This is a genomic window from uncultured Chryseobacterium sp. (genome assembly GCF_913776365.1).
GTDB lineage: Bacteria > Bacteroidota > Bacteroidia > Flavobacteriales > Weeksellaceae > Chryseobacterium.
In genome coordinates, this window is record NZ_CAJYMO010000163.1 from 1 (window position 1) to 10,255 (window position 10,255).

Sequence of the window (10,255 nt, forward strand, 5' to 3'; positions counted from 1 at the left end):
TGATAATGCTTTTCCTTGCCGGGACGTTTATTTCACTGAAAAATTTCGGTCTGTATTTTTTTTCGCTCAGGTAACGGAATTGTTTCTCCAGATTTTCCAGGCTTACGGTGAGGTCTTCATGGGTTTCCTTTTCAATCTGATGATACATCAGGATAGTCAGCCTGTTCTCCGGAACAAAAAAAAGGTAGAGCCGGAAATAGATAACAAGGAAAAGAACAGCGCAAAGAATACTATACAAAATCATACTTTCAATAGAATTTCTGCCCGATTTCAATAAGCCTTATTTTCTCACGCAGTTTCATGTATTTCAGAAAAGTATAATAAGACATGGTCTTGGCGACATAAAATCCTGCAAAACCGTCAAGAAATCCCAGTTTGAAAATATACACCTTGATGAATTCAAATACAGGGCTCATAATGATTTTGAAATTCTGGTATTTCTTGCCGCGCTCAAACATTTTTTCAGCCATCATGTCAGAATATTTATTAATCTTGGAGACATGATGGTAGATGCTTTTGTAAGTATAATGATTTAATTTTCCTTCCATCATCCCGGCTTTCCGGTCCGTTACCAGGAATTCATGCACTTTATCGTCAGAATAGGCTGCCGCATCTTTCCGGAATAGTCTTTCCCTTGTAACATTGCCCCAGCCTCCGAACCGGATGATATGGACTCCGAGATGGTTGACAAATTTTGCTTTGTACACGCTGAATTCCGTGCTGTCTGCCGAAACGATCTTTTTTACAGATTGTTTCAGTTCCTCATCCGGCACCTCATCAGCATCAAGAAAAAGGACCCAATCTCCGGAACACAGGCTGAGGGCATAATTTTTCTGTTCTCCGTACCCTTCAAATGTTTTTTCAAAGAACCGGGCTTCCGGATATTGCTCAAGACAGATTTGTTTTGTTCTGTCTGTTGAGTAACTGTCTACTATGATAATTTCATCAGCTATGCCTTTTACGGCATCCAGCAATCTTACAATATTGGCTTCTTCATTGTAAGTGATAACGGCTAGGGAAAGGGCCATATTTACTCGAACGAAAGAATGGTTTTCTCAATGATGCTTACACAGTCCATCAGCTGTTCCTCGGTAATAACCAATGGCGGGGCAAGCCTGATAATGTTGCCATGCGTAGGTTTGGCCAGCAGTCCGTTTTCCTTCAGCTGGAGACAAATATTCCAGGCGGTAGAACTTTCCGGTGTATCGTTGATGAGGATGGCATTCAGCAGGCCTTTTCCTCTTACTTTGGTAATCAGGGTGCTTTTCGCAATGATTTTTTCAATTTCGGAACGGAATAATTTTCCCAGTTCCTGAGCCCTTTCTGACAGTTGTTCTTCTTCCACGACTTCCAGGGCAGCCATGGCCACGGCACACGCAATCGGGTTTCCACCGAAAGTGGAGCCGTGCTGTCCCGGTTTGATCACATTCATGATTTCATTGTCCGCCAATACTGCCGAAACAGGGTACATGCCGCCTGACAGCGCCTTTCCTAAAATCAGGATGTCCGGCTGCACTTCTTCATGGTGGCAGGCAATTAACTTTCCGGTTCTTGCAATGCCGGTCTGTACTTCATCGGCGATAAAGAGGACGTTGTGTTTTCTGCACAGTTCGGAGGCATGTTTCAGAAAGCCTTCATCCGGAACATAAACACCGGCTTCACCCTGAATGGGTTCTACCAGGAAAGCAGCAATGCTTCCGGCCTCCCTGTTCAGCACATCTTCCAAGGCAGCAATATCATTGTACGGAATCTTGATAAATCCGGGAGTGAAAGGCCCGTAATTCTGGTTGGCATCCGGATCGTTTGAAAAAGAGACGATGGTGGTCGTACGTCCGTGGAAGTTGTTCTCACAGACAATAATTTTAGCAGCATTCTCGGGAATTCCTTTTACCTCATAACTCCATTTTCTGGCGAGCTTTACCGCCGTTTCTACCGCTTCTGCCCCGGAATTCATCGGCAGTACCTTATCAAAACCGAAAAGGGTAGTGATCTTCTGCTCATATTCGCCCAGCTTTGAATTGTAGAATGCTCTTGAAGTCAGGGCAAGTTTTTTAGCCTGTTCAACCAGTGCATCAACAATCCTGGGATGGGAATGCCCTTGGTTTACAGCAGAATACGCGGAAAGAAAATCATAATATTTTTTACCTTCCACATCCCATACAAAAACGCCCTCTCCTTTGTCCAGGACAACCGGAAGCGGGTGGTAATTGTGGGCACCGTGCTTGTCTTCAAGATCGATAAAATACTGTGAACTTTTAAGTGTTTCTGCTGCAGACATATGTTTTTGCTTTTTGGCAAATGTAAACATTATAAATGAGATGGATCAACAGAAAAGTGATACTGAAAAACGGAGCAATGTGAGGAGGTTTTTGGGTGCAGAGGAAAAGTTTCAGAAAATTATTGCTTATCGGGATTTCCTATACAGGTATAATATCTTCATAGAGGATATTTCATTAATATTAAATTTATATTAAAAAAACCGCCTCAAAGAGACGGTTCCAAATGTATTTAAATAATAATCATCCTAGTGATTATCATATTTTCGGTCCATTACAAAATCCTCCATGAATTTTGTCGTATAGTTTCCGGCCAGGTAATCTTCATTATCCATCAGCTGTCTGTGGAAAGGGATGGTGGTTTTTACACCTTCGATATAAAATTCCTCCAGCGCCCTTCTCATTTTGGCAATGGCTTCTTCACGCGTCTGGGCAGTCGTAATCAGCTTTGCAATCATAGAATCATAATTGGAAGGGATGGTATAGCCTGAGTACACATGCGTATCTACTCTTACCCCATGTCCTCCCGGAATGTTCAATCCTGTGATTTTACCCGGAGACGGCCTGAAATCCATATAAGGGTCTTCGGCATTGATCCGGCATTCGATAGAGTGAAGTTTTGGATAGTGGTTGACTCCGGAAATAGGCGTTCCCGCCGCCAGAAGGATCTGTTCCCTGATCAGGTCATAATCGATCACCTGCTCTGTAATCGGGTGCTCTACCTGAATTCGGGTGTTCATTTCCATGAAATAGAAATTCCTGTGCTTGTCTACCAGGAATTCAATGGTTCCCACACCTTCGTAGCCGATGAATTCTGCTGCTTTTACAGCAGCTTCACCCATTTTCTCACGAAGTTCGTCTGTCATGAACGGGGAAGGGGTTTCTTCGGTAAGCTTCTGGTTTCTTCGTTGTACCGAACAGTCTCTCTCGGAAAGGTGGCAGGCCTTACCGAACTGGTCTCCGGCTACCTGGATCTCGATATGTCTCGGCTCTTCAATAAGCTTTTCCATATACATTCCGCCGTTTCCGAAAGCGGCTACTGCTTCCTGGATGGCAGAATCCCAGTGGTCTTTAAGGTCTTCAGCCTTCCATACGGCCCTCATTCCTTTTCCGCCGCCGCCTGCAGTTGCTTTGATCATGACGGGATATCCTGTTTCTTCAGCTACTTTTACAGCATGCTCGTAAGACTCGATCAGGCCGTCAGAACCCGGTACGCAAGGTACGCCGGCTGCTTTCATGGTAGCTTTGGCATTGGCCTTGTCACCCATTTTTTCAATCTGCTCAGGGGTTGCTCCAATGAATTTGATCCCGTTTTTCTGGCAGATCCTGGAGAAATTGGCATTCTCAGACAGGAAGCCGTACCCCGGATGGATGGCATCGGCATTGGTAATTTCTGCTGCAGCGATGATATTGGGGATTTTCAGATAGGAGTCCTTGCTCATGGCAGGACCTATGCAAACCGCTTCGTCTGCAAACCTTACGTGAAGGCTGTCTTTATCGGCGGTAGAGTAGACGGCAACGGTCTTGATCCCCATTTCTTTACAGGTACGCAGGATACGCATTGCAATTTCGCCGCGGTTGGCGATTAATATTTTTTTGAACATCTTTCTGAAATTTTAAATTATAAATTCTGAATTTTAAATTATTTTAAATGAAAAGCATCATCTAAAATTTATAATCTCTAATCTAGAATTCCTTAAGATGGGTCTACTAAGAATAAAGGCTGGTCATATTCTACCGGAGTGGCATCGTCTACCAGGATCTTAACGATTTTTCCGCTTACCTCAGATTCGATCTGGTTGAAAAGCTTCATGGCTTCAATAACACAAACCACTTTCCCGTTGGAAACTTCGTCCCCTACATTAATGAATACCTCTTTATCCGGAGAAGGTTTTCTGTAGAACGTTCCGATCATCGGGGATTTGATCGTTACATACTTGCTGTCATCAGAAGCCGCTTCTGCTTTTTCTGCAGGTGCAGATGCCGGAGCCGCCACAGAAGCCGGCGCAGCAGCAGGCTGAGGAGCAGTGTGGTAAACTGCAGGCTGGGCATAGGCAACTTCACTTCCGGCTAATGGAGTTTTAATGGTGATTTCGAAATCTTTAGTCTTGTACTTTACTTCAGAAACTTCTGCTTTGGATACAAACTTAATAAGATTTTGTATGTCTTTAATGTCCATAAAATTGATGTTTGATTTGGGCCCAAAGATACCAAAAAAACGTAAAAAACAACAAAAAACCGCCAAATTTTATTAAAATCGGGCGGTTTTTGTATTAAAACGAGTGTTTTCCGGTGAAAATCGACTCTTAGTTTTCTTCAGTAGCTGCTACTTCTTTTTCCAATACTACTTTTCCTCTGTAGTATAATTTTCCTTCATGCCAGTGAGCTCTGTGGTAAAGGTGAAGCTCCCCTGTTGTTGCATCTTTAGCCAATTGAGGAACTACAGCTTTGTAATGAGTTCTTCTCTTGTCTCTTCTTGTAGACGACTGTCTTCTCTTTGGATGTGCCATTTTCTAATAACTTTTTTAATTGATGAGCGATGAGACTCATCATCTCATCATTAAATTATTTAATTTTTATTCTTTAAATTTTTTAAAGCGTCCCATCTCGGGTCACTTTCATGTTCCTGGTCATCTTCAGCCTCTTTCGGGCTGAATTTATCCAGTATGGCCAGGTCTTCATCACTTACATCAGGCGATACTTTTTTCATCGGGATGGAAAGTACAATGCTTTCATACACCAGCTGGGCAATATTGAAAGCATGGTCATTTGCCGGAATGGTAATAACATCTTCTTCGCTGTCATCATATTCCTCCCCGAATTTTACCAGGACCTTTATTTCATTTTCCGTAGGATAGTCGAAGTTTTCTGTCGTGATGTCACAAACCAGCTCTACCGTTCCTTTTACTTTGATGTCAAACTCCAGAAAGGTAGAATGTTTATCCAATATAACATCTGCCGTGATCCTGGGATTTGTAAATTCCTGTTCAGTGTCAAATAAATGTAAGAACTCTTTATCGATCTCAAACCTGAACTCGTGTTTTCCGGTTTTCAGTCCGGAAAAGCTTACGTCATAGTTTCTTAACTTGTCCATAAAATGAGTGTGCAAAAATATGCAAATTTTTTATAATAACAAATAAATTTTAAAACAAATAAATTTCAGCCGCTCTCATGGATTTATGCATCGGCATCATCCGGAAGATCTTCATCCACCCCGTTGTCCATAGCCATTCTTCTCGGCTTCATCCGGTTGGCCATCAGATCGTTGTATTCGCTCCGGTTTCTGAAGATTTTAATACCGGTAAAAATAGCTTCCGTGAAACTCTGGGCATCCGCAATATTCTTGCCTGCAATATCGTAGGCTGTGCCATGGTCGGGAGAGGTGCGGATAAAAGGCAATCCTGCCGTATAATTTACTCCTTCTTCATAAGCCAGGGTCTTAAACGGCGCCAGCCCCTGATCGTGATACATGGCCAGGACGGCATCGAAATTCCTGTATTTTCCCGGCTGGAAATAACTGTCCGCAGGAAACGGCCCGAATGCCAGGATTCCGTTGTCCGAAAGTTCCCTGATGGCCGGAGCAATGATCTCGATTTCTTCGTTCCCGATCACGCCGCCGTCTCCGGAATGAGGATTCAGCCCCAATACGGCAATTTTAGGCCTTGTAATATTGAAATCTTCGATCAGCGTCTGATTCAGCAGCTTTACCTGTTTTTTGATTTTCTCCTTCGAAATATTTTCCGCTACCTGGGAAATAGGAATGTGATGGGTAAGGACGGCAACTTTCAGGTCGTCCGTTACCAAAAACATAAGCCCTTTCTTATTGAACTTTTCTTCAAAATACCCGGTATGGCCGGCATGCTTGAAACCCATTTTTACCATTTCGTCTTTATTGATAGGAGCCGTTACCAGAATGTCAATCTCCCCTTTCAGGAGCGCTTCCGTAGCTGCTTCCAGTGAATCAATAGCCATTTTGGTAGATTCTTCGGTAGGGGTACCCAGTTCCACCATTGAATTCTCTTTCACCAGGTTTACCATATTCAGCTTTCCTTCCTGTGCCTGGGACGCTTCATTGATATAATTGAAGTTGATATTGAGTTTGAAAATATTTTTCTGATAGGTAAATAATTTTCCCGACCCAAAAATAACAGGGATGAAAAAATCCGTGATGCTTTTGTCCGAAAGGGATTTCATGATGATTTCCGGACCGATGCCATTGAAATCTCCTATTGAAATTCCTACTCTTACTTTATGGTTTTTTGGGCTCATTTTGATTATCTTTGAAGATTAATAAACTACAAATTTAGCAAAAAATAATATGTTCACAGGAATAATTGAAGCGGTGGGAGTTATAGAGAAGATAGAAGAGAACGGAAGCAATATAGATTTTACTTTATCCTGCCCTTTTACTGATGAATTAAAAATTGATCAGAGCCTTGCCCATAACGGTTGCTGCCTTACGGTGGTAAAAACTGAAGGTCCGCAGTACGTGGTAACGGCTATCCATGAAACCCTGGAAAAGACCAACCTCGGAAAATGGAAAACCGGAACGGTGGTCAACCTTGAGCGCTGCATGAAAATGGACGGCAGGCTGGACGGGCATATCGTTCAGGGGCATGTGGACCATACCGGAGAGGTCGTGAGCATTGAAAATAAGGACGGAAGCTATTTCATTACCATTTCCTATAACGGACAGGGAGATTTTGTGACGGTTCCGCAGGGGTCCATTACCGTAAACGGGATCAGCCTTACCGTAGCCAAAAGTGAAGAAAACCGTTTTTCGGTGGCCATCATTCCTTATACCTGGGAATTCACTAATATGAAACATCTGACTGCCGGGGATCAGGTTAATCTGGAATTTGATATAATTGGTAAGTATATTGCTAGGTTAATTAATAAACAGAATGTCAACAAGTATATATAAGGGATATAGCTTACGGAACCGTGTGTTTTTCGGGTTCCTTCTGGTATGTCTTTTAAGCGTGGTGGCATCTTCGCTGGTCCCGTATTTTGTATTAAGAGAAAATTCCGTACAGACCAGCCGTACCGATATGCAGGAGAAAACCGGTGCGGTTATGAGGTATCTGGATTATGCGGTAAGCAGGACGCGTGTGGAAACCCGGGATCTGAAACCGGTGCTGTCTAATAAAATTTACGAAATTGCGGATATTAATCAGCACGATATTATTCTGTACGACCTTCATGGGAATTACCTGCTGTCCAATAAGGAAGAGCAGCTGGTAAAGCAAAAAAAGGTGCCTTTGGATATCATCAACAAGGTTTTGTCCACAGGCACACGGTATGATATCAAAGGATATGATGCCTCCAAAGATGCAGTGCTTACCTCTTCTTACCTGCTCCTGAAAAATAATGACCTCGAACCTATTGCCATTGTATATATTCCCTTATACCATGATGAATCAGCTTACTTTGACGTTCTTAACGTTTATGTAAAATACATTGTTATTGTTGATATTGTCCTGATACTCTTTAGCGTATGGCTGAGTTGGGTCATGTCTAACAGCCTGGCAAAAAATATAACGAAGTTCTCGGATATGATTACCCGGATCACTTTATTTGAAAATGAGATGCGTCCGATCCGGTATTACAAAAATGATGAGCTTAATGCGCTGGCACGGGCTTACAACAGGATGATCCTCCAGATTCAGGATCAGAAAGAAAGGCTTCGTTTCAAAGCTTCGGAAGAAGCATGGCGGGAAATGGCCAAGCAGGTGGCGCATGAAGTAAAGAACCCATTGACGCCGATGAAGCTGACGATACAGAACTTTGAAAGAAAATTCAATCCTGAAGACCCGAATGTCAGGGAAAAAGTAAAGCAGATGAGCAAAACCATGGTGGACCAGATTGATGTCATTGCGACCGTTGCTTCTGCGTTTTCGGAATTTGCCAAACTTCCTGAAAAAAACAATGAAGTCATTAATCTTAACGGCGAAATCGAGGATATTCTCCGGGTCTTTACTGATGACAGCATTTTTGTGCATGCCAATAAAAGCAACATTATGATTACCATGGATAAGGTGTATCTCTCCCGCATTATCACCAATCTGGTAACCAATGCCAGGCAGGCGGAAAGTGAGGAGCGGAAAATGATCATCAATGTTGATATTGAGCAATATCAGAGAAGAGTGGTAATCTCCGTGCAGGATAACGGCATCGGAATTCCTGAAAACATCCATGAAAGAATCTTCGAGCCTAATTTTACTTCCAAGAACAGCGGAATGGGACTCGGGTTGTCAATGGTGAGGAAAATGGTGGAAGATTATAAAGGGGAAATTACCGTGAAATCAGAAGTAGGAAAAGGTTCTACCTTCACCATCACACTTCCTACCAATTTATAGTGAAAGCATTTACATTCAAACGGTTTGAAATTCAGCAATCGAAAGAGGTTTTCAGGGTAGGGACCGATGGCGTATTGCTTGGCGCTTTAGCCGATGGTAATCATGCTTTAAACGTATTGGAAATAGGAACCGGGACGGGTCTGATTTCATTAATGCTGGCCCAGAGAAATCCTGACGCTGGCTTTCTGGCTATCGATATCAGCAGAGAAGCTGCTGATCTGGCCGGGCTTAATTTCAGGCATTCGCCTTTTTCCGGCCGGTTACAGGCCGTTCATCAGGATCTCAAGCATTTTATTACGGAAGAAAAGTTTGATCTGATCGTTTCCAACCCTCCGTATTTTGAAGCATCAGATTCTGAAAAGGACAAGGTGGCACGGCAGACGGTGGAACTGAATTTCGGACAGCTGGTTTCGAAATCATCGGAACTGCTGTCAGAGGGTGGGATTTTATCTGTAATTATTCCGGTGGAAGCAGGAGAGGGATTCATTAAAGAAACCGGAAAAAACGGGCTGTTTCTCATCCGGAGGATCAGCATAAAAGGAATAACGTATGCCGATCCCAAAAGGCTGCTGCTGGAATTTTCAAATGTTGAACGAGAGCTTGAGGAATCTGAATTCATTATAGAAAAAAGTCCGAGACAATACTCGGACCAATATCTTGAACTCACAAAGGAGTTTCATGTCTTCCGTAAATAAAAATCTACTCGAATAATTCTGCGGTATCCAGCACGGAAACTTTTCCGTCCTCACAGCGAATGGCTTCCCCGGGGAAATTCTGGATCATATGATAATCGTGGGTGGCCATTACTACGGCAGCTCCGTTTTCAAGGGCTACCTGTTTGAGCAATGTCATGATTTCATTGGAAGTTTCGGGATCCAGGTTTCCTGTAGGCTCATCGGCAAGAATGAGGTCAGGGTGGTTCAGCAGGGCTCTGGCGATAGCGATACGCTGTTGCTCACCGCCGGAAAGCTCATGGGGCATCTTATGCTTCTTGCTCTTCATATTCACGCTTCCCAGTACTTCATTGATGCGCTCCTCGATCTTCTCCTTATCACTCCATCCTGTAGCCTCCAGTACGAACTTCAGATTTTTTTCAACCGTCCTGTCGGAGAGCAGCTGAAAATCCTGGAATACGATTCCCAGTTTCCTTCTGAGGTTGGGAATGTCGGACGCTTTTAGTTTTGCCAGGTCAAATCCTACTACGGCCCCGTGCCCGGCAACCAGGGGAATATGTCCGTACAGTGTTTTCAGAAGCGAGCTTTTCCCGGAACCTGTTTTCCCGATCAGGTAGCAGAATCTTCCTTTTTTGATGTTCAGATTCACATCAGAAAGGACGGTAAAGTTTTTCTGGGCAATCTTTGCATGCTGCAGACTGATGATATTGTCTCCGGAAATATGGGTATGTGGCATAGTTCAGTGGTATAAAAATTCAGAATTTAAAAATAGGAAAAAGAAGACGAAATCCCTCGGGTTTTGGCAAATTTTAACAACAAAAAATGCCTGAAAAAAACCTTTTCAAGCATGATTTGTATATGATGATAATAAAGAGATTATCTCTTAGCGCGTGATGCACTTACTGTTAAGCTCTTTCTGCCTTTAGCTCTTCTCGCAGCCAAAACT

11 protein-coding genes and 1 pseudogene are annotated in these 10,255 nt (G+C 43.1%); 3 read left to right on the forward strand and 9 right to left on the reverse strand.

Annotated features, from left to right (window positions below; genetic code table 11):
* The 8 genes and pseudogenes from QZ735_RS08205 to pdxA all read right to left on the reverse strand — a co-directional run.
* Positions 1–244: pseudogene (locus QZ735_RS08205) on the reverse strand (hypothetical protein); the annotation flags it as partial.
* Between the two features lie 4 nt (positions 245–248).
* Positions 249–1,028: a glycosyltransferase family 2 protein gene (locus QZ735_RS08210; RefSeq protein ID WP_294246747.1), complete on the reverse strand. Its 780-nt coding sequence runs from the start codon at positions 1,026–1,028 to the stop codon at positions 249–251.
* Between the two features lie 2 nt (positions 1,029–1,030).
* Positions 1,031–2,278 (reverse strand): ornithine--oxo-acid transaminase, encoded by a 1,248-nt coding sequence (rocD, locus tag QZ735_RS08215; RefSeq protein ID WP_294246750.1) that lies wholly within the window; start codon positions 2,276–2,278, stop codon positions 1,031–1,033.
* A 246-nt stretch (positions 2,279–2,524) separates the two neighbouring features.
* Positions 2,525–3,880, reverse strand: coding sequence for an acetyl-CoA carboxylase biotin carboxylase subunit (accC, locus tag QZ735_RS08220; RefSeq protein WP_294246753.1), 1,356 nt, complete (start codon positions 3,878–3,880; stop codon positions 2,525–2,527).
* 92 nt (positions 3,881–3,972) lie between these two features.
* Positions 3,973–4,455 carry an acetyl-CoA carboxylase biotin carboxyl carrier protein gene (gene accB, locus QZ735_RS08225; RefSeq protein WP_294246756.1) on the reverse strand — a complete coding sequence of 161 codons (483 nt, stop codon included), beginning with the start codon at positions 4,453–4,455 and terminating at the stop codon, positions 3,973–3,975.
* 127 nt (positions 4,456–4,582) lie between these two features.
* A complete protein-coding gene (gene rpmF / locus QZ735_RS08230) occupies positions 4,583–4,786 on the reverse strand; it encodes a 50S ribosomal protein L32 (protein WP_002976251.1) in 204 nt (67 codons plus the stop codon).
* A 59-nt stretch (positions 4,787–4,845) separates the two neighbouring features.
* Positions 4,846–5,370, reverse strand: a complete 525-nt coding sequence (locus QZ735_RS08235) for a DUF177 domain-containing protein (RefSeq protein ID WP_294246758.1) — start codon at positions 5,368–5,370, stop codon at positions 4,846–4,848.
* An 83-nt stretch (positions 5,371–5,453) separates the two neighbouring features.
* Positions 5,454–6,545 carry a 4-hydroxythreonine-4-phosphate dehydrogenase PdxA gene (gene pdxA, locus QZ735_RS08240; RefSeq protein WP_294246759.1) on the reverse strand — a complete coding sequence of 364 codons (1,092 nt, stop codon included), beginning with the start codon at positions 6,543–6,545 and terminating at the stop codon, positions 5,454–5,456.
* Positions 6,546–6,594: 49 nt separating this feature from the next.
* Between pdxA and QZ735_RS08245 the strand changes: the two genes are divergently transcribed.
* Genes QZ735_RS08245 through QZ735_RS08255 form a run of 3 tightly spaced genes read left to right on the forward strand, consistent with a single transcriptional unit; the run spans position 6,595 to position 9,330 of the window.
* The gene (locus QZ735_RS08245; protein ID WP_294246763.1) at positions 6,595–7,200 is read left to right on the forward strand and encodes a riboflavin synthase; all 606 of its coding nucleotides are present in this window, start codon (positions 6,595–6,597) and stop codon (positions 7,198–7,200) included.
* A complete protein-coding gene (locus QZ735_RS08250) occupies positions 7,181–8,635 on the forward strand; it encodes a HAMP domain-containing sensor histidine kinase (protein ID WP_294246766.1) in 1,455 nt (484 codons plus the stop codon). The genes QZ735_RS08245 and QZ735_RS08250 overlap by 20 nt, the downstream gene beginning before the upstream one ends.
* Positions 8,635–9,330, forward strand: a complete 696-nt coding sequence (locus QZ735_RS08255) for a methyltransferase (RefSeq protein WP_294246769.1) — start codon at positions 8,635–8,637, stop codon at positions 9,328–9,330. Before QZ735_RS08250 ends, QZ735_RS08255 begins: the two co-directional genes overlap by 1 nt.
* A 4-nt stretch (positions 9,331–9,334) precedes the next feature.
* Here QZ735_RS08255 and QZ735_RS08260 read toward each other — a convergent pair whose 3' ends face one another.
* Complete coding sequence (locus QZ735_RS08260) at positions 9,335–10,045, reverse strand: cell division ATP-binding protein FtsE (RefSeq protein ID WP_294246773.1); 711 nt, start codon at positions 10,043–10,045, stop codon at positions 9,335–9,337.
* Positions 10,046–10,255: the final 210 nt, after the last annotated feature.